This is a genomic window from Streptococcus castoreus DSM 17536 (genome assembly GCF_000425025.1).
GTDB lineage: Bacteria > Bacillota > Bacilli > Lactobacillales > Streptococcaceae > Streptococcus > Streptococcus castoreus.
In genome coordinates, this window is sequence record NZ_AUKZ01000013.1 from 1 (window position 1) to 24,406 (window position 24,406).

Sequence of the window (24,406 nt, forward strand, 5' to 3'; positions counted from 1 at the left end):
GGAAAGGTCCCTTTAATCACATCTAGGCTCCAATCTTGCTTCAGATAACTTTGGATGAAGGTCTTTTCATCATCAGAAAGAATAGCTTGACGACGTCCACAGCGAGATTTATTGGCCTTGTAGAACTGATAATAGTCATTGGCTGACTTTCCTTGTTTTAGGAAAGTTACAACCTTATGAATCGTTTGTCGGCTTCGCTTAAGCGATTGAGCTATTTTGAGAACCGATATGCCATTCTCAACATATGCCTCTATCATTACAAGTTCGTTTGTGGTAAGATGGGTATAGGTCATTTATGTTATTCCTTTCAGACAAATGTGGTGTTTATCTGAGCCTAACATAGATGGCTTTTTCTGTCTAACTTAATTGTACAAATTGGGATTTAAAAATGGGGACTAGTTTCACCGCGAGTTTCTTGGATTAGGGTTGACAAATTCATGGTTTAGATACTTTAGAACTAGCTTGTAAACGTAATTCCTAGAATAACTCGAAAACTGGTGGCTTTCCTTGTCAGTGTTAGACAGAGAGTGAAAATAAATAGTTTGAATGTGAGGTGAGACTTATAGAGACATTATTTTTTGGGGAACTTCAGAGCTCTGGAATCATTTCTTTTGTCTGTTATATGTCTATGATAAGATTTTTGTAAGTAGTGATTACTTAGTTGGAGTTTCACGTTCTCGTTAGTTTTTCTAAGCATTTTGCTACGCGTTAATGGTATATTTTCTCTTTCCTTATATTCAAAAACTCTTCCTAATAGGGTGGGGTTTTTGAGTGCTTTTTGTTATAATAAGTGGGAATGCATTAAATGATTTTAATAGTGAAAGGAATTTGGAAACGAACAAAGGGTTGATGCGCAGAAGGATTTTTCAGATGTCTGATACTTTTTGGTTTGTTTTAGGGAGTTTATTTATGAAACGTAGCATGTATGCAGGACGTGTTCGCAAGGAGCACATTGGAACGAGAATAACATTGAAAGGTTGGGTAGACCGCCGTCGTGATTTGGGAGGTCTCATTTTCATTGATTTGCGTGATCGTGAGGGTATTATGCAATTGGTCATTAATCCGGAGGATGTTTCAAGTGATTTGATGATAACTGCCGAACACTTACGTAACGAATATGTGATTGAGGTTGAAGGGGTTGTTGAAGCCCGTCAGCAAGCCAATGATAAATTAGCAACAGGTGCAGTTGAATTAAAAGTGACTGCCCTAACTATTTTAAATGCTGCTAAAACAACACCTTTTGAAATAAAAAATGGAGTTGAGGTTAGTGATGACACACGCTTGCGCTATCGTTATTTGGATTTACGTCGTCCAGAAATGTTAGAAAACTTCAAGCTACGTGCGAAGGTGACTCATTCTATTCGTAACTATTTAGATGAACTTGAGTTTATTGACGTTGAAACTCCAATGCTGACTAAATCAACTCCTGAAGGTGCGCGTGACTACTTGGTACCTAGTCGTGTCAGCCAAGGTCATTTTTATGCTTTGCCACAAAGTCCACAGATTACTAAACAGTTGTTGATGAATGCTGGTTTTGATCGCTACTATCAAATAGTTAAGTGTTTTCGTGATGAGGACTTACGTGGTGATCGTCAACCTGAGTTTACGCAAGTTGACTTGGAGACATCTTTTCTTTCTGAACAAGAGATTCAAGATATTGTTGAAGGCATGATTGCTAAGGTCATGAAAGAAACAAAAGGCATTGAGGTTACCCTACCATTTCCACGTATGACCTACAATGATGCCATGAATTATTATGGCTCAGACAAACCTGATACACGTTTTGAGATGCTTTTACAAGACTTGACAGCTACTGTCAAGGCAGTTGACTTTAACGTTTTTTCAGAAGCTCCTGCTGTCAAGGCCATTGTGGTTAAAGGAAATGCCGATAAGTATTCACGTAAGGAGATTGATAAATTAACAGAGTTTGCGAAACAGTTTGGTGCTAAGGGGTTAGCCTGGATTAAAGTAACAGAAGGCAATCTAGCTGGTCCTGTGGCTAAATTCTTGACAGGTATTGAACCAGAATTGTTAGGTCAGTTAGGACTTGCTGAAAATGATTTAGTCTTATTTATAGCTGATGAACTTGAGGTGGTGAATAATACTTTGGGTGCTCTTCGAAACCGTATTGCCAAAGATCTTGATATGATTGACCAGTCTCAGTTCAATTTCCTATGGGTGGTTGATTGGCCAATGTTTGAATGGTCAGAAGAAGAGAAACGTTACATGTCAGCCCATCATCCGTTCACTCTTCCAACCAAGGAATCTGCCCATGAATTAGAAGGAGATTTGGCAAACGTTCGTGCTGTCGCTTATGATATTGTTCTCAACGGTTATGAACTTGGGGGCGGTAGCCTTCGTATCAATCAAAAAGAGATGCAAGAGCGCATGTTTAAAGCTCTTGGTTTTACAGCAGACGATACACATAAACAATTTGGCTTCTTGTTAGAAGCTATGGAATATGGTTTTCCTCCACATGGTGGGCTTGCTCTTGGTCTTGACCGCTTGGTGATGTTGCTTGCTGGAAAAGATAATATTCGTGAAGTTATTGCCTTCCCTAAAAATAATAAGGCATCTGACCCAATGACTCAAGCTCCAAATTTTGTTTCTGAAAAACAGTTGGAAGAACTCAAACTTCAAATTGAAAATCATGATTAAGAAAACAACTTATAAGAAAAAAATTAAATATCTCATTAGTAGAGGTGCCAAAAAAGTCGGCTTATTGCATGCTCTTAGGAGTATTTCGAGAGAAAAATATGCAGAGAAGATTTCCGCTTCTCTGCTTTATGGCATACTGTCTAGCATTGCTGTTAATTTTTTCTTTCAGCCTGGGCATGTCTATTCAAGTGGTGCCACAGGCTTGGCACAGGTATTTTCTGCCCTTAGTCATCGGATTTTGGGATACGATTTTCCTGTTGCTTTGGCTTTCTACTTGATTAATATTCCTTTATTGATATTGGCTTGGTATAAAATTGGTCATCAGTTTACTATTTTTACCTTTATCACTGTTAGTATGAGTTCTTTTTTTATTCAGATCATGCCTCAAGTAACTTTAACTTCCGATCCCTTGATTAATGCTATTTTTGGTGGCTTAGTGATGGGAATGGGAATTGGAACAGGACTTAAATCTCGGATCTCTAGTGGCGGTACTGACATTATTAGTCTAACTCTCAGAAAACGAACAGATAAGGATGTTGGTAGCCTGTCTTTAATGGTAAATGCTGCTATTTTGGTTTTTGCAGGTATTTTGTTTGGTTGGCAGCATGCTCTTTATTCTATAGTGTCAATTTTTGTGTCAAGTCGTGTGACAGATGCTATTTTTACCAAGCAAAAGAAGATGCAGGCTATCATTATCACTAGCTATCCAGAGTGCGTTATTAACATGATTCATAAGCGTTTGCATCGTGGGGTTACTAGCATCAATGATGCTGAGGGCACGTATAAACATGAGCAAAAAGCGGTTTTGATTACTATTCTTACTCAGGAAGAATATGCAGAATTCAAGTGGTTGATGTTGAAAACAGATCCACATGCCTTTGTTTCTGTTGCTGAAAATGTGAGGATTATTGGGCGCTTTGTTGAAGAAGATTAATAAAAATAGGAGATCTCATGCCGGTTAATAAATGCTTAAATTTCAAGAATTTTTGCTTCATTATTTTTGGTGCAGCCATCTATGCCTTTGCTTTTGTTTATTTTTATATGGCTAATCGAATTGCAGCCAATGGTTTGGCAGGTTTAACCTTGGTTGGTAAAGCGTTGCTTAACATTGATCCTTCCTTGACAGGATACCTCATTAACATGCCTTTAGTGATGTTAGGGGTTAAATTTTTTGGGAAGAGAGCCATGGTTTACACGGTTACTGGCATTTTATCTCTTTACTTTTTTGTTTGGTTATTTCAACAGTTTCCTTTGGTTGTGGATTTAAATCATGATAATTTAGTAGTGTCCTTGATGGCTGGGATTATTGGTGGTCTTGGTGGTGGTCTTGTTTTCCGTAATGGTGGGACCATAGGCGGAGCAGATATTATTGCTAAACTTCTTGAAGATAAGTTTGGCTTGCAATTAAATCAAGCTCTTTTAGGTATTGATATTTTTGTTATGATTGTCTCTTTGACCTATATTTCATTGCCGCAAATGATGTATGCGCTGATTGCAAGTTTTATGTATGGTCAAATTGTTCGTTTGGTACAACAAGGTGGCTACGCTGCTCGTGGGACTATTATTGTTTCAGATTGTGCAGAAGCGATTTCCAAATTTATCATGGAAGAATTAGGCAGGGGAATTACTTATTTACACGGTGAGGGCGCCTATTCTGGACGGGAGAAAAAGGTGATTTATGTCGCTTTAGGTCGAACAGATGTTAGAGAATTAAAAGCTTTCTTGGAGCAGATTGATCCGAATGCATTCGTCTCTTATTTTGATGTTGACGAAATTAATAGCCCAGAATTTGTGGTAATGAAAAGTAAATATCATAGAAAGAAAAAAACAAAATAGCATTATCTTTAAAAGGAGACTCATTTGTTGAAGAATAGTGAGGAATATGAATGACACATCATGATAGACTGACTAAATTGTTGGAATTATTTTTAATTGCCTTAGGTGTGGCGATTTATACTTTTGGTTTTGTTAATTTTAACATGGCAAATTCCTTGGCTGAAGGTGGAGTTTCAGGAATAACTTTGATTTTACATGCTCATTTTGGCATTAATCCCGCCTATTCATCCCTTTTATTCAATCTTCCCCTTTTTATATTAGGGGCGAAGATTTTTGGAAAGCGTTCTTTGGCCTTAACTATTTATGGAACAGTCTTGATGTCAATCTTTATCTGGATGTGGCAAAAAGTTCCTATGGAACTTGGTTTAGAGAATGATATGATGCTAGTGGCTGTCGTAGCAGGATTGTTTTCAGGAATTGGTAGTGGCATTGTTTTTCGCTACGGGGCAACTACGGGTGGAACAGATATTATTGGCCGTATTGCAGAAGAGAAATTCGGTGCCAAGCTAGGACAAACCTTGCTTTTAATCGATGCACTTGTTTTGACGGCTTCTTTAACTTACGTGGATTTAAAACATATGCTTTATACCTTAGTGGCAAGTTTTGTATTTAGTCAGATGATTAGCGTGGTTCAAAACGGTGGTTACACGATTCGTGGTATGATTATCATTACGAAACAATCAGAGGCAGCTGCTCAAGCTATTTTGACAGAAATTAATCGTGGCGTGACTTATCTGAAAGGTCAAGGCGCTTATTCAGGTAATGATTATAATATCATGTATGTTACCTTAAATCCTACGGAAGTTCGTGAGGTCAAACGTATTCTAGCAGAACTAGATCCAGATGCGTTTATTTCCATTATTGATGTGGATGAGGTCATTAGTTCAGATTTTAAAATTCGTCGTAAAAATTTTGACAAACCGATTGAAAAAGCTTTACAGAAAAAGCCTAAGCTGTTAAAATGAAAACGATAAAAGAATTAAGGGGTTGAAAGAGCCATGATTAACAAATAACTCATTGTCGTACACTAGTCCTTGAAAACATAGTAAGGGGTGTAGTGTCTGCTTTGAGGTTTGAAAATCAGGGCTTTTTGTGTACTCTTTTTCAGACCTTTCTTGCTATAGAAAGGGAATTCACTATGGAAATACTTACGGTCAATCGTTATAAATTGGAGATAAGGGATAAAATATTGTTGTCTGTAGAGTCTCTACTGCTCAATCAAGGTGAAAAAGTTTTTCTTATTGGTGATAATGGTTCAGGAAAAACAAGTTTTATCAAAACACTTATCGATGGCAGTCAGTCTTATCAAGGGCTAGTAAAATTACATGTGCTTGCCGTTTACGTACCTCAATTAAAAATTAGCCATCAGCAATCTGGTGGCGAAACAGTGATGTCTTACTTAAAGGCTGCATTTCAGCAAAAAGCACCGTTACTGATACTAGACGAACCAAGTTCACATTTAGACCGTGCCAATCGTCAGTGGTTGGTTCATCAATTAGACCGTTATCGGGGAACAGTTCTTATTGCCAGTCATGATCGTTATCTAATGAATCAAGTGTGTCAAAAAATATGGTCAATCGAGGACAAAACAATTAAGGTTTATAAGGGAAATTATGATGCTTACAAAGTAGCAAACGAACTCAAAAGGCAAAAACAAGCGAGTGCTTTAAATCATTACCATCGTAAGGTTGCTCAACTTGAAAAGCAAATTCAAGAGAAAAAAGAAAGAGCTAATAAAATGATGAAAAAGAAAAAAACAGTCTCACGATCGGATTGGAAAGTAAATGCTTTCGCTGGAAGTTACGACTCTCAGGCTAAAGATATGGCTAAATCAGCTAAGGCAATGGCTCACCGCTTAGAAAAGATGGCTCATCCTGAGAAAGTAACGAAAAGAAATTGGGCAAAATTAAAGTATAAAACCGATAAAATAACAATTCCTTACACCCTCTGTCATTTGCAAGAAGGATGTTTGTATCGAGATGGTCACTTTTTATTTTCCTACCCAGAATTTACGGTAAGAGCCAATAGTAAGATAGCTGTGATTGGAAGAAATAAGGCTGGAAAATCAACTTTTTTAGAAGCTTTAGTTGCCAAAAACTTGTCAGGTTTCTATGCAGAACAGCTTGATGTGACCTACTTTAAGCAGGATCAGACACAACTGGAAATGCAGCAGACAGCTTTTGATTTCGTTTGCAAGCAGTCTAGTCAAGATCGCATTCTTATTTTGAATTATCTTGCAATGATGGGAATTCCTTACCAAAAGGCTCATCAAAAGATAATTACTTTGTCTGGTGGTGAAAGGGTTCGATTAGCCTTAGTAGCTGCTATTCTTAGTGATCATCAATTATTGGTGTTAGATGAGCCGACAAATTATTTGGATCTTGCAGCCATGGAGGCTTTGGAGATGTGTTTAAAAACTTACTCACGTCCGTTTATCTTGGTTTCTCATGATATTAATTTAGTTAAGGCAGTAGCAACACAAATTTATGAGATCAAAGATAAGCAGTTAGAAATAGTCGTTAAACAAAGTGAGCATTAAAGAGGTTGTTGAAAGCCTAAAAACTCCTTCGCAAAGTGAAGAGCGGAGGAGTTGATGATTATAAGATATTACATTTCGTTTGGAGCTTCAACACCTAGCAAGCGAAGGGCTTCTTTAAGGACAGTAGCGGTTGAGAAGCAAAGAGCTAGGCGGCTATCACGTTGCGAATCTTCATCAAGAATACGGGTATGAGCATAATATTTATTAAAGGTTTGCGCTAAACTAATAGCAAATTTTGCCATAATAGATGGCTCAAAGTTATCAGCTGTACGTCTGATAATGCGCGGGAAATCTTGAATAAGTTTGACAATTTCCCAACTTTCAGCATCATTTAAGCTGTAAGTGATGTTATCAGATGGCACAAAGTTAGCCTTACGTAGGATTGATTGGATACGGGCATGAGCGTATTGCACATAAGGTCCCGTTTCTCCTTCAAAGGAAACCATGGCTTCAAGGTCAAAGTCATAACCATTCATACGATCTGTTTTAAGGTCGTAGAATTTGATGGCACCAACACCGACAGCATGGGCAACAGCCTCTTTGTTGGTAAGATTTGGATTTTTAGCCTCAATTTGAGAGGCTGCACGGTTAATGGCTTCGGCAACAGTTGGTTCAAGAAGAATAACATTCCCCTTACGTGTTGACAGTTTAGCACCACCTTTAGTAACAAGACCAAAGGCAACGTGTGTCATATCATCAGACCAATTGTAGCCCATTTCTTTTAAGACTGCTTTTAATTGTTTAAAGTGGGCAGCTTGTTCATTTCCAACAACATAGATTGATTTTGCAAAGTCGTAGGTACGTTTGCGATAAAGCGCAGCAGCTAAGTCTCGGGTGATGTATAGTGTTGCACCATCTGATTTTTTAATCAAAGCAGGGTGTTCAATGCCGTATTTTTCAAGATTAACAACTTGAGCTCCTTTAGATTCAATGAGTAAGTTTTTAGAGTCAAGTAAGTCAAGAACCTCATCCATTTTATCATTGTAGAAAGCTTCACCGTTGTAACTGTCAAAAGTCACATTTAATTGCTCATACAGTCGATTGAATTCAAGTAAACTTTCATCACGGAACCATTGCCATAGTTCTGTAGCTTCTTGGTCACCGGATTCTAGCTTACGGAACCAGTCACGGGCTTCTTCATCAACTGTTGGATCCGTTTCTGCTTCGGCATTGATACGCACATAGAGCTTTAAGAGTTCATCAATTGGATGAGCTTGGACTGCGGCTTCATCGCCCCATTTTTTGTAGGCAACGATGAGCATACCAAACTGTTTTCCCCAGTCACCAAGATGATTAATTTTAACAGGGGTGTAGCCCATTTTTGCGAAAACGTTGGCAAGACTGTCCCCAATAACAGTTGAACGAAGGTGTCCAATTGAGAATGGTTTTGCAATATTAGGACTTGACATATCAATAGCAACATTACGCCCCTTGCCTTCGTCTTGTTGAGCATAGTTTGGACCAGCTTTGATAACTTGATCAAGTACTTGTGATGAGATGTTTGCCTTATCAAGGAAGAAATTAATGTAAGGTCCGACCGCTACGACTTTTTCAAACTGGCTGGCATCAATTTTTTCAGATAAGTCGCTAGCAATCAGTTGAGGCGCTTTGCGAAGCACTTTTGCCAAACTGAAAACTGGAAAGGCAAGGTCACCCATGTCAGAATTTTTTGGGGTTTCCAGTAAATTAAAAATGGCATCTTGTTCTAATTCTGGAACAACTTTAGCAATTTCGCTTGCAATTAGAGTTTTAGTATCCATAGTGTGTCTCCTAAAAATTGTTTGTCACCCTATTTTAACACATTTCTTTAAAATAAACGATAAGAGGATTGATAAATTATACTGGAATGGTTAAGTTGAAAAACTTACTTCGAAAATTATTTTTTTGAGAATTTTAGAAAAAGATAGATAAACGTAATTCTCAACACTTTTCAAGCTCGTTTCTCTCTAATTCTAAGAAAAAATCACAGAAAATGACAGAGATAAGATGAAATGATACTGTTTTTTTGGTATAATTTAAGAGGATAATTATACAATTGGGGTGATATATCATGAATAAAATGGAGCGACAAAACCAAATTAAGCGGATCGTTCAGTCAAATCATATTGGCACGCAGGAAGAAATTAAAAATTACCTTCAAAAAGAAGGTATTTTGGTTACTCAAGCAACACTGTCTCGTGATTTAAGAGAGATTGGTCTTTTAAAATTAAGGGATGAGCAAGGTAAGCTTTATTATAGCCTTTCTGAGCCTGTTGCGTCACCATTTAGTCCTGATGTTCGTTTCTATGTGCTAAAAGTTGATCGGGCTGGGTTTATGTTAGTTCTTCATACTAACTTAGGTGAGGCTGATGTTTTGGCTAACCTCATTGATAACGATGCTATTGAAGATGTTTTAGGTACGATTGCCGGTGCAGATACCTTACTTGTCATTTGCCGAGACGAAGACATTGCAAAACGTTTTGAAAAAGATTTAGCAGCAAGCATATGACAACTTATCATGACTCTTTAAGTCACTTGACTGCCGCTATTCATGGGCATCCCAGTATAGTGGCTTATAAAGAGGTGCAGCAACAGTTGTCTCAGTTAACTAATTTTGAACAAAAAGCTTACCAAATGAAACGCTATCAACAAGATGCGCAGCTTTTTCAAAAAATAGCTAAAGAACAGGCAGCTGTTATGTCTGAGAACAAAGCGAGAGAACTAGAAGAGATTCTGAATTGTCAACCTCTTATTGAGGATTATCGTGAGAAAATGCAAAATGCGAGTGATTTGATTCAGTATATTACTAAAAGTATAGAAGATCAATTAAACAAGGAGTTAACAGATGGCAAAAGCTAATATTTCTCCTGGAATGCAGCAGTATCTGGACATCAAAAAAGATTACCCAGATGCTTTTTTGCTTTTTAGGATGGGTGACTTTTACGAGTTATTTTATGAAGATGCTGTTAAGGCTGCACAAATTTTGGAAATTGGATTGACAAGTCGAAATAAGAACGCAGAAAATCCTATTCCTATGGCAGGTATGCCCCATCATTCTGCCCAACAATATATTGATGTTTTAGTTGAGTTAGGTCATAAGGTTGCTATCGCAGAGCAAATGGAAGATCCTAAGCAAGCTGTGGGTGTGGTCAAACGTGAAGTGGTTCAGGTCATTACACCAGGAACTGTTGTGGATTCGTTAACACCTGATAGTACCAATAATTTTTTGGTTGCAGTAGATTTTGATGGCAATCATTATGGTTTGGCTTATATGGATGTTTCTACAGGTGAATTTTGTGTTACAGACTTGATAGATTTTGCAAGTGTAAGAAGTGAAATTCAAAACCTCAAAGCGAGAGAAGTACTACTAGGATTTGATTTGTCAGAGGAAGAGCAAGCCATTTTGATTAAGCAGATGAATCTACTGATCTCATATGAAAATACTGTTTTTGAGGGAAGTCCTCTCATTGACAGTCAGTTGACAGCTGTTGAGTTATCTGCGGCAGGCAAGTTATTACAATATGTTCACAGAACACAGATGCGAAAGCTTAGCCATTTACAAAAGTTAGTTCATTATGAAATTAAGGACTACTTACAGATGTCTTATGCGACCAAATCAAGTCTAGATTTAGTGGAAAATGCGCGAACAAGCAAGAAACATGGTAGCTTGTATTGGCTCTTGGATGAAACAAAAACTGCCATGGGAATGCGCCTATTGCGAGCATGGATTGATAGACCTCTAGTTTCTAGAGAGGCTATTTTAGAACGTCAAGAAATTATTCAAGTATTTCTAGATGCTTTTATTGAGCGAACAGATTTAAGTGACAGTTTAAAAGGTATTTATGATATTGAGCGTTTATCAAGTCGCGTTTCTTTTGGTAAAGCCAATCCAAAGGACTTGTTACAATTAGGGCGTACTTTAACGCAAGTGCCTTATATCAAAGCTATTCTAGAATCTTTCAATAGCCCTCATGTTGACAAAATTGTCAAGGATATTGACTGCTTACCTGAACTTGAATTTCTTATTCGCACAGCCATTGATCCAGATGCTCCGGCAACCATTAGTGAGGGCAGTATCATTCGTACAGGTTTTGATGAGAAACTTGACCATTATCGTAAGGTCATGCGAGAAGGAACTGGTTGGATTGCTGATATTGAGGCTAAGGAAAGAAAAGCTAGTGGCATTAATAATTTGAAAATTGATTACAATAGAAAAGATGGCTATTATTTTCATGTGACGAATTCTAATTTGACTATGGTTCCTGAGTATTTTTTCAGAAAAGCAACATTGAAAAATTCAGAACGCTATGGAACAGCAGAATTGTCTAAAATTGAAGGTCAAATGTTGGAAGCAAGAGAGGAGTCGGCAAGTCTCGAATATGATATTTTTATACGTATTCGTACTCAAGTGGAAACTTATATTGCAAGACTTCAAAAACTAGCTAAGACTCTGGCAACCGTTGATGTGTTACAAAGTTTAGCGGTTGTTGCAGAAACCAATCATTATACCCGACCAAGCTTTAATAAAGAGCATGTTATTGATATTCGTAATGGTCGGCATGCGGTCGTTGAGAGGGTTATGGGGGTACAAGAGTATATTCCTAATAGCATTTTTTTCAATCATCAGACCAGCATTCAATTAATTACTGGACCAAATATGAGCGGTAAATCAACTTATATGAGGCAACTTGCCTTAACGGTTATTATGGCTCAGATGGGGTCTTTTGTAGCTGCTGATGCGGTTGATTTACCTTTGTTTGACGCCATTTTTACCCGTATTGGTGCCGCTGATGATTTGATTTCAGGGCAGTCTACCTTTATGGTGGAAATGATGGAAGCTAACCATGCCATTAAAAGGGCTAGTGAAAATTCCTTAATCTTATTTGATGAATTGGGTCGAGGGACGGCAACTTATGACGGGATGGCATTGGCGCAGGCAATTATTGAGTATATTCACGATAGGGTTGGTGCCAAGACCATGTTTGCGACCCACTATCATGAATTGACAGATCTGTCAAAAAGGTTGACAAGTCTGGTGAATGTTCATGTGGCAACACTGGAAAAAGATGGGGATGTGACCTTTCTTCATAAAATTGCAGAAGGTCCAGCAGATAAATCTTATGGGATACATGTTGCTAAAATTGCGGGACTTCCTAAAGACCTATTGGAAAGGGCTAGTCAGGTGTTGACCACATTAGAAACACCATCCCATCCAGAAAAAATAGTTGAAAAAACAGTTTCAAGTTCTGATCTAAGTTCCTCTCATAGGCAATTATCTCTATTTGGTAGTGATGACCAGACAAGAGATATTATTCGTCAACTAGAAGCAGTTGATGTTATGAAACTCACGCCACTTCAAGCCATGACAACACTATATGAGTTGAAAAAGCTACTGTAGTTTCTGTCCATTAGCTATGATTCAGAGTCACTTTCATGGGAGTGGCTCTTTTGTTAGTGCTTATTGTGAAGGCATGGTTTTTGTCCAGCTTAATGTTGACGTGTGTTATCATAATCCGTAAGAATGAAAAGAAACGATAACAAAAATTATTGATCTACGTTTGGAAGTCTTTACAGCGCATTGACAGCTTTTAAGGGTTGATATTACTGTTTTCTTGAGAAAGTGTAGGTTTTAAGTGTCCTTAGATTTTCCTCAAAAGGTTACAAAAAGGTGACCAAAAAAAAAGACCTTTACAGGTCCTTTACACAATGAGTTCTTGCTTTGGTTTGTAGACTTACTATAACAGGTTTGGCAGTAATAGGGAAGAGAAACTATCCTCTCCGCCAACTTTTGAAGTTCCACCATTGGTCTTGGATACTGTCACCTAAGCGTTTGTACCATGGTTTGTTTTCTTCGCGTTGTGCAGTATTTTTGAATAAATCTAGAGCCTCGCGCTCTTGCTCTTCTTTTTCGAACTGCTCTAAAATCTTTGCCATTTCTTCTTCATCTTTTTCTAGCTGATCTTTAGGTTTACTTTTTCCTACAGTCCAACTTCCTGTGCCTATTGTCCATCCATTAACACTGGCAGTGACTAGATATGTATCTCCTTTTTTCGCATTAGATTCAGTGCTTTTTTCAACTTTATCTTGTTGTTTATCATATTTTCCTGAGTTTGCTAAATCGAATGTTGCAATTCCTGAAGAATTTGCAATAGTTGGTTTGATTTTATAAGTGTTAGTATAAGTACCACTACTCATTGAGGAGTTTGTACTAACTAGTTCGTATATACTAGTAGTTGCTCCATCAGTTGTTAATGAGACTGTTACAAGAGCTCCCGGACTTGTTTTTACTTCGATTTTATTATCTCCAGCGTTTATTGGTTTTACACCAAAGCTTCTGGCTTTATCCCAATCATTTCTAAACCCTACTTTCTTCGGGTCTCCTGTTGTGGGGGGGGTGTTGTGTAGTCGTCATCACCATAATAACTACCAAAACTTTGACTCCACTCTGCATTTGTTATGGCTTTCACATTATCATGGATAAGACACGCAAAACTGACCGATAACATAATCCCTAACTTCAATACTAACTTCTTTTTCATACTTCTCACCATAAATTAATTTTCAAACAGGAGTTATTATAACACATTATTCAACGAATAAACAACATTTTTTAGTGGTTTGACATCTAATTTGATTTTGTTTAATTAATTTTGGGAACGACACCAAATGTTTCGAAATAAATTGTTATGTTTTAGAGGATATAGATAGCCTTATTAGTCTTATAAGACTGTATTTTTATATTAAAAAGCGAATATTATTTTTTAGCATCCCATCCCTATAATATGTCACAAACTTTAGCAGAGCTCTTTTCTTTGTCGCGTTACTCCTCAAATAAAGCATTAAAGCAAAGAGCGGTTTTAGTTCTTTTAATTTTTCTTTGGTGCTCATAGTTAACTCCTTTTTGGTATAATGATTTTATCGAATTATTAACCGAGGAGACAGCCGTGAGCTGTTTTTGTAGGTTCAATAAGCTATACAATTTTATAATTCTCTTCTGATGGCATGCTCCAAATTTTGATATACAATATATTACACAATAAAAGCAAAGAGTGGGAATGGTATCACTAAGGCTAAATACCTCAGAAGAACTGTTTAGAAGTTATGTGGTTTATACAGGAAAAATACTATCAGAGTTATTCAAAATAGCATTAGCAGAGCAATTAACTTGACCTTTTAGGATGTTCAAATATACCTCTTGCTTCGCTCAGAAGCTTGCTATCTGCATGTAGACTGCAAAATAAAAAGACGCTGCAAAAAGGAAGCCAATCCATTTATAAATTTCTTTGCGGTGTCCAAATTCAAGTGCTAGGATAATCATTTTGTCGTCTTGAATACCGCGTATTAGTCGATAATCACCGATACGGTATCACCCATTCATTGGCATGCCCCGTCAATCCTTTTTCGTGTTGCCTTGGGTTATGAGTGTCATCTAGGTTTTCATCAACTCAAGCGCTATAACTTGTATTTTGACACTGTGCTCTATCGGTTTTTGCTAGCCACTGGTATAGATGATAGGAGAAGCTTGTGCGCTAGAACGGTGCGATTTGATTTAGAAAATGGTACAATAGCTATTAGTAAAACCTATAAAAAATTTAAAGTTTTTGAGTACACCAAAACATAGTCAGGAAATAGAGTAATCGGCATTGATCAGAGGACCATTAGAAGTTTAAAACTCTACTGAATGAGACAGCGACAATTATTCAATGACATTGGTGCGCGTGTGTCGAAAGTGGTATTTGTGACACCGACGAGAAAATATTTTAATGCTTCTACTAGACAAAGTGCTTTAGACACTAGGTGTAGTAGGGAAGTAGGTATTGAACGTTTTACCTTTCACGCTTTTAAACATGCTCACCGTAGCTTACTGCTGAATGCTGGTATCACAGTTACAAAGAACTCCAGTATCGTTTAGGGTATGTTAATAATTAGTATGACTTATACTTATGGTCATCTTTCTAAGGATAAAGAAAAAGAGGCTGTCTTATACTATGAAAAAGCTATGAATAGCTTGTGAGTCCATAAATTGATATGTTGAGAGGTATAAACTTATCAGAAAGCTTGTTCTATCAACGTTTAGAAAGTGTTAAAAACAAAATTATGACAAACATTATTGAATTACCGGAAGTTCTCGCCAACCAAATTGCAGCTGGAGAAGTTGTTGAAAGACCAGCAAGTGTTGTCAAGGAATTGGTTGAGAATGCGATAGATGCTAAGAGTAGCCAGATTACCATTGAAATTGAAGAATCTGGTCTAAAAATGATTCAAATTACAGATAATGGTGAAGGGATGTCCCATGAGGATTTGCCTTTAAGTTTACGCCGCCATGCTACAAGCAAGATAAAAAACCAAAGTGATCTTTTTAGGATAAGAACATTAGGTTTTCGAGGAGAAGCTCTGCCATCGGTGGCTTCTATTAGTAAAATCACAATGAAATCGGCAACAGAAGAGGCAGCCCACGGATCGATTTTAATTGCTAGTGGTGGGGAAGTTGAGACTCTTGAGCCTATTTCAACACCTGTTGGAACTAAAATAAGGGTTGAGAATCTCTTTTATAATACTCCTGCTCGCTTAAAATACATGAAAAGTTTGCAGGCAGAATTGGCTCACATTGTGGATGTGGTTAATCGTTTGAGTTTGGCTCACCCAGAAGTTGCTTTTACACTCATTAGTGATGGTAAACAACTAACACAGACTTCTGGTACAGGTGACTTACGTCAAGCTATTGCAGGCATTTATGGTTTAAATACGGCTAAAAAAATGATTGCTATTTCTAATGCTGATCTTGATTTTGAGGTATTTGGTTACGTTAGCTTACCAGAACTGACACGGGCAAATCGAAATTATATGACCATTCTTATTAATGGCCGCTATATCAAAAATTTCTTGCTTAATAGAGCGATTTTAGATGGGTATGGTTCTAAATTAATGGTTGGTCGTTTTCCAATTGTTGTCATTGCTATTCAGATTGATCCTTATTTGGCTGATGTCAACGTCCATCCTACTAAACAAGAGGTCCGTATTTCTAAAGAGCGTGAATTGATGACTTTAATTAGCACAGCTATTTCAGAAAGTCTTAGAGAACAAGATTTGATTCCAGATGCGCTTGAAAATTTAGCGAAATCTAGTACGAGATCAATGATCACATCTGAACAAACTAGCTTGCCATTGCAACCTAGCCGTCTTTTTTATGATCCTCAAAAGGATAATTTCTTTTTGAAAGAAACAGATGTAGCTGAAAATAGTCCTCAGGAATATAATATTCAGGTAGAAGTTGACAGACTTGTTAATGATGTTGATGCAAAAAAACAGGTAGACTGTGAACAGACTAGCAGTTTTGTCAAACATGCAAATCGTCCAGAACATATAGGGATAGAAAACAACCATCCAGACTTTGATTACAAGAACAAACAGAAGCTTTCACAGCTTCTCAATCGCTTGGAAAATGAAGAAAAGTCTGTTTTTCCAGAGTTAGATTATTTTGGTCAAATGCATGGAACTTATTTATTTGCACAAGGTAACGATGGTCTTTTCATCATTGATCAGCATGCGGCTCAAGAACGTGTTAAATATGAGTATTATCGTGATAAAATTGGTGAGGTTGACAGTAGTTTACAACAGTTATTAGTGCCTTATTTATTTGAATTTTCAGGTGCAGATTTTATCAATTTACAGGAAAAAATGTCGCTGCTGAATGATGTAGGAATTTATTTAGAGACTTATGGTCATCATACGTTTATTTTGAGAGAGCATCCTATCTGGATGAAGGAAGAAGAGATTGAATCTGGTATTTACGAAATGTGTGACATGCTACTCTTAACCAATGAAGTCTCTGTTAAAACTTACCGAGCGGAACTAGCCATCATGATGAGTTGTAAACGGTCTATTAAAGCTAACCACAGTTTAGACGATTATTCAGCAAGGAATCTCCTTTTACAGCTGGCTCAATGTCAAAATCCCTACAACTGTCCTCATGGAAGACCTGTTTTAATCAATTTTAGCAAAGCAGACATGGAAAAAATGTTTCGCCGTATCCAAGAAAATCATACTAGCCTAAGAGAATTGGGCAAATATTAGAGAGGATAAAATGCAAGAATTTTTAAATCTTCCTAAGCAAATTCAGCTTAGGCAATTGGTACGTTTTATTACGATTACCTTAGGAAGTAGTATTTTTCCTTTTATGGCTATGTATTATACTACTCACTTCGGAAGTTTTTGGACAGGTATTTTGATGATGGTGACCAGCTTGACAGGTTTTTTTGGAACCTTATATGGTGGACATCTGTCTGATGCTATTGGTCGTAAAAAAGTTGTCATGATAGGGTCTGTAGGGACAACCATAGGTTGGTTTTTAACAGTTCTTGCAAATTTTCCTGGCCGTACTCTACCGTGGCTGACTTTTCTTGGCATTTTATTAGTGGAAATTGCTTCTAACTTTTATGCGCCAGCTTATGAAGCGATGTTGATTGATTTAACAGACACTAGTAACCGCCGCTTTGTTTATACGATTAATTATTGGTTCATTAACATTGCTGTCATGTTCGGTGCTGGCTTATCTGGACTCTTTTATGATCACTACTTTTTGGAATTATTGATTGCTTTATTGGTTGTGAATATGTTGTGTTTTTTCGTCGCTTATTATTATTTTGATGAAACGAAACCACTGACACAGACTTTTGAGCATGATTCGGGACTATTAGCAAGTTTTCAAAATTATCGGCAAGTGCTTAAAGACCGTGCCTTTGTTCTGTTTACTCTAGGATCTGTCTTTTTTAGCAGCATTTGGATGCAAATGGATAATTATATTCCTGTACATCTCAAGCTCTATTTTAAGGAAACAACTTTGTTTGGCTACCAGATAACAGGCTCTAAAATGTTATCTCTCATGGTTTTTACCAATACAGTTCTGATTGTTTTTTTAATGACACTTATCAATAAAGGCACTGAAAAATGGCGCTTGTTACCCCAGCTTATTGTAGGTTCTCTTATTTTTGCGATAGGAATATTACTTTCTTTCACTTTTACCACTTTCTATGCCATTTGGTTTTCTGTGATTCTCTTTACTTTTGGTGAAATGATTAATGTGCCAGCCAGTCAGGTTTTACGCGCCAAAATGATGGATCAGTCTAAAATTGGGTCTTATACAGGATTTGTTTCGATGGCACAACCCTTAGGAGCCATTCTAGCCAGTTTATTAGTTTCAATTAGCCACTTTACAGGACAGATAGGCGTTCAGTTAGTGTTTATTGTGTTTGCTTGTGCCGGTCTTTACCTCACGGTTGTTTCCGCCAAAATGAAAAAGGTGTGATATGTACGATTATATAAAAGGTCAACTGACTAAAATTACTGCAAAATATATTGTCGTTGAGACAAATGGTTTAGGTTATATGATTAATGTGGCAAATCCTTATAGCTTTACAGATAGTGTCAATCAAGTAGTTACCATTTACCTACATCAAGTGGTTCGAGAAGATGCCCATCTCCTTTTTGGTTTCCATACAGAAGATGAAAAAGATGTCTTTCTCAAATTGATTTCAGTATCAGGAATTGGTCCAATGACAGCCTTAGCCATTGTTGCGGTGGATGATAATGAGGGTCTTGTCAATGCCATTGACAACAGCGACATCAAGTATTTGACCAAGTTTCCAAAGATTGGCAGGAAAACAGCCCAGCAGATGATCCTTGATTTAGCGGGCAAGTTTGTCGAAGCCCCCAGAGAAATTGGGAAAACAGCGTCTACTAAGACGGCAGGAAATGCTCAACTTGATGAGGCTATTGAGGCTTTACTTGCGCTTGGCTATAAGGCAACAGAGTTGAAAAAAGTACGTGGTTTCTTTGAAGGGACGGCTGAAACAGCGGAACAATATATTAAATCAGCTCTTAAAATGTTAATGAAAGGCTAGGTGTTTCACATGAAACGTTGCTCATGGGTTCCAGAAAATAATCAACTTTATTGTGATTATCATGACTTTGAATGGGGAAGACCACTCCATGACGACAGAGATTTATTTGAGTTGCTTTGCCTAGAAAGTTATCAATCGGGACTTTCTTGGCTGACAGTTTTAAAGAAACGCCAAGCTTTTAAGACTGTTTTTCATAACTATGACATTGCCGCAGTAGCAGCTTTCACTCAAGAGGAAATGGCTGACGCTTTACAGAATACTGCTATCATCCGTCACAGGTTAAAGCTAGAAGCCACTATCAACAACGCAGCAGCAGTGTTGAAAATTCAAAAAGAGTTTGGTAGCTTTTCAGCTTATCTATGGGATTTTATCGGGGGAAAACCTATTGACAACCTTGTCAATCAAGAGTATCCTATTCTCTCCCCAAATGATTTGTCTGTTAAATTAGCGAAAGACTTGAAAAAGCGAGGATTTAAATTTCTAGGTCCAACAACTGTCTATTCTTTCATGCAAGCTTCAGGTTTGGTTAACGATCATGAAGAAGATTGTGCGTTTAAGTAAATTATTTTATTTCAAAGCTGATGAAAATTTGTTTTACATTATCTCTAGTTTCTTTGGTTAAGATAACCCTTAAAAGAGGTTGTTAGCGGCTGTTGTTTTGTTTTAGTTGACATGTTCATCTCGGAACATTTGGGAAACCTCTCTTTATTAGGAATGGAACCCTAGGAATTTAACTATAGAAAATTAAGCATACTGATTTTACAAATAATGTTTACTTTGTATAGCTAATGATCCAAGAGAGTCACTAAAAATATCTATCTATCTATCTATTAGTTGATGGATGTCATAGGAGCGTTATGCCAGAAATATGATTTAAGGTTATTCCTCTTAATTTTTCGTGATTAAAGACTTTTTTGATAAAATAAAATTAGATTACGAATAGATAAGTAGGTGAGAAAATGAAGGCTGAACTGATTGCGGTAGGAACTGAGATTTTGACAGGGCAAATAGTGAATACCAATGCTCAATTTTTATCAGAAAAAATGGCAGAGCTAGGGATTGATGTCTATTTTCAAACGTCTGTGGGTGACAATGAAGAGCGGCTGCTTTCTGTGCTTGCTATTGCAAGTCAACGTAGTGATTTAGTGATATTGTGTGGTGGACTTGGTCCAACTGAGGATGATCTAACCAAGCAAACTTTAGCAAAATATCTCAAAAAAAACTTGGTTTTTGATGAGCAGGCGAACCAAAAATTGAATGCTTTTTTTGCTGTTCGAGAACAATCGTCTAGAACACCAAACAATGAGCGTCAGGTACAGTTGATTGAAGGATCGGTTCCTTTGCAAAATAGAGTAGGTCTTGCAGTTGGAGGTTTGATAACAATTAATGGTGTGACGTATGTTGTTTTACCTGGACCTCCAAGTGAACTAAAACCTATGGTAAACAATGAACTGTTGCCCCTTCTTTCGAAGTATCATACGAAACTCTATTCTAGGGTTTTGCGCTTTTTTGGAATTGGAGAAAGTCAGTTGGTAACAGTCTTGTCAGATATCATTGAGAATCAGACAGATCCAACTATTGCTCCTTATGCTAAGATTGGCGAAGTAACGCTTCGTTTGTCTACCAAAGCCGAAAATCAGATTTTAGCCAATAAGAAGTTAGACCGGTTAGAAACGCAGTTATTGTCTCGAAAAACCCCAAAACATCAACCACTGTCAGATTTTCTTTATGGTTATGGTGAGGATAATTCTTTGCCAAGAGAGGCTTTTGAGTTGTTGAAAAAAAATAATAAGACCATCACTGCAGCAGAAAGTCTGACAGCAGGTCTATTCCAAGCGGCCTTAGCAGATTTTTCAGGTGCTTCACAGGTATTTAATGGTGGTTTTGTTACTTATAGCATGGAAGAGAAAGCAAAAATGTTAAAGATCCCTTTGGCTAGAATAAAAGAACATGGTATTGTTAGTGCTTATACTGCAGAACAGATGGCAGTTCAAGCGCGTCTTTTAACCAATGCTGATATTGGTGTGAGTCTTACAGGAGTTGCTGGACCGGATACTTTGGAGGGACACCCCGCAGGTACAGTTTTCATTGGTCTCGCCATTCAAAATAAGGTAGAATCAATAAAGGTTTTGATAGGTAGTCGTAGTCGTTCTGATGTACGACACATTGCAGTATTACATGCTTTTTCTTTGGTTCGTAAAACTTTATTAAAATCTGAAAATTTGTTATAATTACAGCGATATACTTTAGGGAGTAGATATTCAAAAAGGTTGCTTCTTACAAAGTAAAACCGCTAATGGTCTATCGTGATAGGTTGGCCCTAAATTAAGAGGAGAAGATATTGGCAAAAAGATTGAAAAAAAATGAAGAGATCACGAAAAAATTTGGTGATGAACGTCGCAAAGCACTTGATGATGCCTTGAGAAATATTGAAAAGGATTTTGGTAAGGGTGCTGTTATGCGTTTAGGTGAACGTGCTGAACAAAAGGTTCAGGTGATGAGTTCAGGAAGTTTAGCGTTAGATATTGCACTTGGAGCGGGTGGCTATCCTAAAGGGCGTATTATTGAAATATACGGACCAGAGTCTTCTGGTAAAACTACCGTAGCACTTCATGCTGTTGCTCAGGCTCAAAAAGAGGGTGGTATTGCAGCCTTTATTGATGCTGAACACGCCCTTGATCCGGCTTATGCGGCAGCACTTGGCGTTGATATTGATGAATTGCTTTTATCACAACCAGATTCTGGCGAACAAGGTCTTGAAATTGCTGGTAAGTTGATTGATTCTGGTGCTGTTGATTTGGTTGTTATTGACTCTGTTGCGGCTTTGGTTCCACGTGCTGAAATTGATGGTGATATTGGTGATAGTCACGTTGGACTGCAAGCGCGTATGATGAGTCAAGCTATGCGCAAATTGTCAGCATCTATCAATAAAACGAAGACCATTGCTATCTTTATCAATCAATTACGTGAAAAAGTTGGGGTTATGTTTGGTAATCCGGAAACAACTCCTGGTGGTCGTGCCTTGAAATTCTATGCTTCTGTTCGTTTGGATGTGCGTGGAACAACCCAAATTAAGGGAACAGGAGACCAGAGAGATAGTAGTATTGGTAAAGAAACTAAAATTAAGGTTGTTAAGAACAAAATTGCTCCACCATTTAAAGTGGCAGAAGTTGAAATCATGTATGGAGAGGGCATCTCTCGTACAGGAGAACTTGTAAAAATTGCCTCTGATTTGGATATTATCCAAAAAGCGGGAGCTTGGTTCTCGTATAATGGTGAGAAGATTGGTCAGGGTTCTGAAAACGCCAAGCGTTATTTGGCAGATCATCCAGAAATTTTTGATGATATTGACCGTAAAGTACGTGTTAAATTCGGTTTAATCGAAGAGACAGAAGAAGATACTAGTTCGGAATTTTTAAAGGAAAATACGGATGAAATTGATTTAGCATTAGACGATGTGATTGAAATTGAAGATTAAAGTAAGGGTCTGAGAAAGGCTCTCAGACTTAAGATAAATCCCTTAGAATCAGTTTCTAAGGGATTTTTGGTATATAATGTCTGTGAGGATTGGCTGATATTTCACAAAGTAAATTCAGACTACAATCGGAAGTAATATCTTATAAACCCTTGATGAACTTGTTCCTAAAGACTATTTTTTGCGTCAGATTGAGGAAGTGGTCTATACTTATTCAAAATCTTATATAATAGCATTATTGAATTTATATTCATTTTGTTCAGAATAATTATAAAGCGATCGAGATTTTGGAAAGAAAATTTTAGTTGTAAGTAGTGTGTTCAAGAAGTATGTTTTTGGAGGCTGAGTTAATGATTGTTCAGAAAAACAAGTTAATAATGCCCTTTTTGTCTACAAAAATCACTAAAAATTTAAAAAAATAGGTCCAAAGACCTATATTACTTCGCTAAAAACTGTGTTACAATATAGCTATCACGAAATAGAAAGTGAGAAAACAGCATGATTAAAATTTATACGATTTCAAGTTGTACGAGTTGTAAAAAGGCTAAAACATGGCTAAACGCTCATAAGCTTCCATATAAAGAACAGAATTTAGGAAAAGAACCTTTAACAAAAGAAGAAATTTTAGCAATTTTATCAAAAACAGAGAATGGTGTGGAGAGTATCGTCTCTTCTAAAAATCGTTATGCGAAAGCTCTTAGTTGTGATATCGATGAATTGAGTGTTAGTGAGGTTATTGATTTGATTCAGGACAATCCTCGTATCCTTAAAAGTCCGATTCTGATTGATGACAAACGGCTTCAAGTAGGGTATAAAGAAGATGATATTCGTGCTTTCTTACCTCGATCTATTCGTAATATTGAGAATACTGAAGCACGTTTACGTGCTGCCCTGTAAAAGCTCTTTTTGAGCTTTTTTTCGTGTCCTCTAACTTGAAATTCTTGTTTATTATCAGAAAATAGGCTATAATGAAGCATAGCACTTAATTTTAGAAAGAAGGTGTAAGTATGGGATTTACAGATGAGACAGTCCGTTTTAAATTGGATGATGGTGATAAAAAGGAAATTAGTGAAACATTGACAGCTGTTTATCATTCACTGGATGAAAAAGGTTATAATCCAATTAATCAAATTGTAGGTTATGTATTAAGCGGGGACCCAGCTTATGTTCCTCGTTACAATGATGCTCGAAATCAAATTCGTAAATATGAACGTGATGAGATTGTGGAAGAACTTGTCCGCTATTATTTACAAGGAAATGGAATAAACGTTAAATGAGAATAATGGGACTTGATGTCGGTTCAAAAACGGTTGGTGTAGCTATTAGTGATCCTCTTGGATTTACTGCACAAGGACTTGAAATTATTAAGATTGATGAGGAAAAGGAAATATTTGGTTTTGAGCGCCTAAGAGAGCTTGTCAGCCAATACCAAGTTGAACAGTTTGTTATTGGGTTACCTAAAAATATGAACAATACAAGTGGTCCGCGTGTTGAGGCAAGCAAAGCTTATGGTGACAGGTTAGAGGCTCTATTTGCTCTTCCTATTCACTATCAAGATGAACGGTTAACAACTGTTGAGGCGGAACGTATGTTGATTGAACAGGCAGATATTAGTCGCGGAAAACGTAAGAAAGTTATTGATAAATTAGCTGCGCAATTGATTTTACAAAACTATTTAGATCGTAATTATTAAGGAGATAAAAATGGCACATAATCATGAGCACGAAGTTATTACACTTGTTGATGAGCAAGGGAATGAGACCCTATTTGAGATTTTATTAACTATTGATGGTCGGGAGGAATTTGGGAAAAACTATGTTCTTTTGGTTCCTGCTGGCTCTGAAGAAGATGAGTCTGGTGAAATTGAGATCCAAGCTTATTCGTTTACAGAAAACGAAGATGGTACAGAAGGTGACTTGCAACCTATTCCTGAAGATTCAGATGCTGAGTGGGATATGATTGAAGAAGTTTTCAATAGTTTCTTAGATGAAGAATAAAGGATTTGTTTCATATTGTGAA

22 protein-coding genes and 3 pseudogenes are annotated in these 24,406 nt (G+C 37.2%); 20 read left to right on the forward strand and 5 right to left on the reverse strand.

Annotated features, from left to right (window positions below):
- The coding region (locus H346_RS0105175; protein WP_027970150.1) for a helix-turn-helix domain-containing protein at window positions 1–293 on the reverse strand (293 nt) is incomplete at its 3' end.
- A 616-nt stretch (window positions 294–909) separates the two neighbouring features.
- Between H346_RS0105175 and aspS the strand changes: the two genes are divergently transcribed.
- From aspS to H346_RS0105200, 5 genes are all read left to right on the forward strand, one after another.
- Complete coding sequence (gene aspS / locus H346_RS0105180; RefSeq protein ID WP_027970151.1) at window positions 910–2,658, forward strand: aspartate--tRNA ligase; 1,749 nt, start codon at window positions 910–912, stop codon at window positions 2,656–2,658.
- Window positions 2,651–3,592 (forward strand): YitT family protein, encoded by a 942-nt coding sequence (locus H346_RS0105185; protein ID WP_027970152.1) that lies wholly within the window; start codon window positions 2,651–2,653, stop codon window positions 3,590–3,592. The genes aspS and H346_RS0105185 overlap by 8 nt, the downstream gene beginning before the upstream one ends.
- A gap of 17 nt (window positions 3,593–3,609) precedes the next feature.
- On the forward strand, window positions 3,610–4,494 hold the full coding sequence (locus H346_RS0105190) for a YitT family protein (protein ID WP_027970153.1): 885 nt from the start codon (window positions 3,610–3,612) through the stop codon (window positions 4,492–4,494).
- A gap of 50 nt (window positions 4,495–4,544) precedes the next feature.
- Window positions 4,545–5,459, forward strand: a complete 915-nt coding sequence (locus tag H346_RS0105195) for a YitT family protein (protein ID WP_027970154.1) — start codon at window positions 4,545–4,547, stop codon at window positions 5,457–5,459.
- A 173-nt stretch (window positions 5,460–5,632) separates the two neighbouring features.
- The gene (locus H346_RS0105200) at window positions 5,633–7,033 is read left to right on the forward strand and encodes an ATP-binding cassette domain-containing protein (protein ID WP_027970155.1); all 1,401 of its coding nucleotides are present in this window, start codon (window positions 5,633–5,635) and stop codon (window positions 7,031–7,033) included.
- Between the two features lie 68 nt (window positions 7,034–7,101).
- Here H346_RS0105200 and argS read toward each other — a convergent pair whose 3' ends face one another.
- The gene (gene argS, locus H346_RS0105205) at window positions 7,102–8,793 is read right to left on the reverse strand and encodes an arginine--tRNA ligase (RefSeq protein ID WP_027970156.1); all 1,692 of its coding nucleotides are present in this window, start codon (window positions 8,791–8,793) and stop codon (window positions 7,102–7,104) included.
- 290 nt (window positions 8,794–9,083) lie between these two features.
- Between argS and argR the strand changes: the two genes are divergently transcribed.
- The 3 genes from argR to mutS are packed head-to-tail and all read left to right on the forward strand — an operon-like array spanning window position 9,084 to window position 12,410.
- Entirely contained in the window at window positions 9,084–9,521 is a 438-nt protein-coding gene (gene argR / locus H346_RS0105210; protein ID WP_027970157.1) for an arginine repressor, read from the forward strand.
- On the forward strand, window positions 9,518–9,871 hold the full coding sequence (locus tag H346_RS0105215; protein WP_027970158.1) for a YlbF family regulator: 354 nt from the start codon (window positions 9,518–9,520) through the stop codon (window positions 9,869–9,871). The genes argR and H346_RS0105215 overlap by 4 nt, the downstream gene beginning before the upstream one ends.
- A complete protein-coding gene (mutS, locus tag H346_RS0105220; protein ID WP_027970159.1) occupies window positions 9,858–12,410 on the forward strand; it encodes a DNA mismatch repair protein MutS in 2,553 nt (850 codons plus the stop codon). The genes H346_RS0105215 and mutS overlap by 14 nt, the downstream gene beginning before the upstream one ends.
- A 371-nt stretch (window positions 12,411–12,781) precedes the next feature.
- On the opposite strand, the gene H346_RS10830 is transcribed toward mutS, so the two are convergent.
- Both H346_RS10830 and H346_RS10490 read right to left on the reverse strand, forming a co-directional pair.
- Window positions 12,782–13,207 carry a hypothetical protein gene (locus H346_RS10830; protein ID WP_051188359.1) on the reverse strand — a complete coding sequence of 142 codons (426 nt, stop codon included), beginning with the start codon at window positions 13,205–13,207 and terminating at the stop codon, window positions 12,782–12,784.
- A 540-nt stretch (window positions 13,208–13,747) separates the two neighbouring features.
- A complete protein-coding gene (locus H346_RS10490; protein WP_156888854.1) occupies window positions 13,748–13,900 on the reverse strand; it encodes a transcriptional regulator in 153 nt (50 codons plus the stop codon).
- Between the two features lie 161 nt (window positions 13,901–14,061).
- Here H346_RS10490 and H346_RS10835 point away from each other — a divergent pair.
- Window positions 14,062–14,175 (forward strand): annotated as a pseudogene (locus tag H346_RS10835) (type II toxin-antitoxin system RelB family antitoxin); the annotation flags it as partial.
- 107 nt (window positions 14,176–14,282) lie between these two features.
- Here H346_RS10835 and H346_RS10840 read toward each other — a convergent pair.
- A pseudogene (locus H346_RS10840) lies at window positions 14,283–14,436 on the reverse strand (type II toxin-antitoxin system RelE family toxin); the annotation flags it as partial.
- 17 nt (window positions 14,437–14,453) lie between these two features.
- On the opposite strand from H346_RS10840, the pseudogene H346_RS11110 reads away from it, so the two are divergent.
- From H346_RS11110 to H346_RS0105290, 11 genes and pseudogenes are all read left to right on the forward strand, one after another.
- Window positions 14,454–15,026: pseudogene (locus H346_RS11110) on the forward strand (site-specific integrase); the annotation flags it as partial.
- A gap of 83 nt (window positions 15,027–15,109) precedes the next feature.
- Window positions 15,110–17,086, forward strand: a complete 1,977-nt coding sequence (gene mutL, locus H346_RS0105245) for a DNA mismatch repair endonuclease MutL (protein ID WP_027970160.1) — start codon at window positions 15,110–15,112, stop codon at window positions 17,084–17,086.
- A 10-nt stretch (window positions 17,087–17,096) separates the two neighbouring features.
- Window positions 17,097–18,317, forward strand: a complete 1,221-nt coding sequence (locus H346_RS0105250) for an MDR family MFS transporter (protein ID WP_027970161.1) — start codon at window positions 17,097–17,099, stop codon at window positions 18,315–18,317.
- A gap of 1 nt (window position 18,318) precedes the next feature.
- The gene (ruvA, locus tag H346_RS0105255) at window positions 18,319–18,912 is read left to right on the forward strand and encodes a Holliday junction branch migration protein RuvA (RefSeq protein WP_027970162.1); all 594 of its coding nucleotides are present in this window, start codon (window positions 18,319–18,321) and stop codon (window positions 18,910–18,912) included.
- 9 nt (window positions 18,913–18,921) lie between these two features.
- Complete coding sequence (locus H346_RS0105260; RefSeq protein ID WP_027970163.1) at window positions 18,922–19,473, forward strand: DNA-3-methyladenine glycosylase I; 552 nt, start codon at window positions 18,922–18,924, stop codon at window positions 19,471–19,473.
- A gap of 398 nt (window positions 19,474–19,871) precedes the next feature.
- Window positions 19,872–21,143 carry a competence/damage-inducible protein A gene (locus H346_RS0105265; protein WP_027970164.1) on the forward strand — a complete coding sequence of 424 codons (1,272 nt, stop codon included), beginning with the start codon at window positions 19,872–19,874 and terminating at the stop codon, window positions 21,141–21,143.
- A gap of 110 nt (window positions 21,144–21,253) precedes the next feature.
- Entirely contained in the window at window positions 21,254–22,390 is a 1,137-nt protein-coding gene (gene recA / locus H346_RS0105270; RefSeq protein ID WP_027970165.1) for a recombinase RecA, read from the forward strand.
- 495 nt (window positions 22,391–22,885) lie between these two features.
- A complete protein-coding gene (gene spx, locus H346_RS0105275) occupies window positions 22,886–23,284 on the forward strand; it encodes a transcriptional regulator Spx (protein ID WP_027970166.1) in 399 nt (132 codons plus the stop codon).
- A gap of 110 nt (window positions 23,285–23,394) precedes the next feature.
- On the forward strand, window positions 23,395–23,664 hold the full coding sequence (locus H346_RS0105280; protein ID WP_027970167.1) for an IreB family regulatory phosphoprotein: 270 nt from the start codon (window positions 23,395–23,397) through the stop codon (window positions 23,662–23,664).
- A complete protein-coding gene (ruvX, locus tag H346_RS0105285) occupies window positions 23,661–24,080 on the forward strand; it encodes a Holliday junction resolvase RuvX (protein WP_027970168.1) in 420 nt (139 codons plus the stop codon). Before H346_RS0105280 ends, ruvX begins: the two co-directional genes overlap by 4 nt.
- Window positions 24,081–24,090: 10 nt before the next feature.
- Entirely contained in the window at window positions 24,091–24,384 is a 294-nt protein-coding gene (locus H346_RS0105290) for a DUF1292 domain-containing protein (RefSeq protein WP_027970169.1), read from the forward strand.
- The last annotated feature ends 22 nt before the right edge of the window (window positions 24,385–24,406 follow it).

Bases quoted from the DNA above. Each gene is read 5' to 3' on its own strand.
- H346_RS0105185 (WP_027970152.1), top strand. From the start codon at position 2,651: ATGATTAAGAAAACAACTTATAAGAAAAAAATTAAATATCTCATTAGT.
- argR (WP_027970157.1), top strand. From the start codon at position 9,084: ATGAATAAAATGGAGCGACAAAACCAAATTAAGCGGATCGTTCAGTCA.
- H346_RS0105265 (WP_027970164.1), top strand. From the start codon at position 19,872: ATGAAGGCTGAACTGATTGCGGTAGGAACTGAGATTTTGACAGGGCAA.
- aspS (WP_027970151.1), top strand. From the start codon at position 910: ATGAAACGTAGCATGTATGCAGGACGTGTTCGCAAGGAGCACATTGGA.
- H346_RS0105195 (WP_027970154.1), top strand. From the start codon at position 4,545: ATGACACATCATGATAGACTGACTAAATTGTTGGAATTATTTTTAATT.
- H346_RS0105290 (WP_027970169.1), top strand. From the start codon at position 24,091: ATGGCACATAATCATGAGCACGAAGTTATTACACTTGTTGATGAGCAA.
- H346_RS0105280 (WP_027970167.1), top strand. From the start codon at position 23,395: ATGGGATTTACAGATGAGACAGTCCGTTTTAAATTGGATGATGGTGAT.
- H346_RS0105250 (WP_027970161.1), top strand. From the start codon at position 17,097: ATGCAAGAATTTTTAAATCTTCCTAAGCAAATTCAGCTTAGGCAATTG.
- H346_RS0105260 (WP_027970163.1), top strand. From the start codon at position 18,922: ATGAAACGTTGCTCATGGGTTCCAGAAAATAATCAACTTTATTGTGAT.
- H346_RS0105215 (WP_027970158.1), top strand. From the start codon at position 9,518: ATGACAACTTATCATGACTCTTTAAGTCACTTGACTGCCGCTATTCAT.
- mutS (WP_027970159.1), top strand. From the start codon at position 9,858: ATGGCAAAAGCTAATATTTCTCCTGGAATGCAGCAGTATCTGGACATC.
- ruvX (WP_027970168.1), top strand. From the start codon at position 23,661: ATGAGAATAATGGGACTTGATGTCGGTTCAAAAACGGTTGGTGTAGCT.
- ruvA (WP_027970162.1), top strand. From the start codon at position 18,319: ATGTACGATTATATAAAAGGTCAACTGACTAAAATTACTGCAAAATAT.
- H346_RS10490 (WP_156888854.1), bottom strand. From the start codon at position 13,900: ATGAGCACCAAAGAAAAATTAAAAGAACTAAAACCGCTCTTTGCTTTA.
- mutL (WP_027970160.1), top strand. From the start codon at position 15,110: ATGACAAACATTATTGAATTACCGGAAGTTCTCGCCAACCAAATTGCA.
- spx (WP_027970166.1), top strand. From the start codon at position 22,886: ATGATTAAAATTTATACGATTTCAAGTTGTACGAGTTGTAAAAAGGCT.
- argS (WP_027970156.1), bottom strand. From the start codon at position 8,793: ATGGATACTAAAACTCTAATTGCAAGCGAAATTGCTAAAGTTGTTCCA.
- H346_RS0105200 (WP_027970155.1), top strand. From the start codon at position 5,633: ATGGAAATACTTACGGTCAATCGTTATAAATTGGAGATAAGGGATAAA.
- H346_RS0105190 (WP_027970153.1), top strand. From the start codon at position 3,610: ATGCCGGTTAATAAATGCTTAAATTTCAAGAATTTTTGCTTCATTATT.
- H346_RS10830 (WP_051188359.1), bottom strand. From the start codon at position 13,207: ATGAGTAGTGGTACTTATACTAACACTTATAAAATCAAACCAACTATT.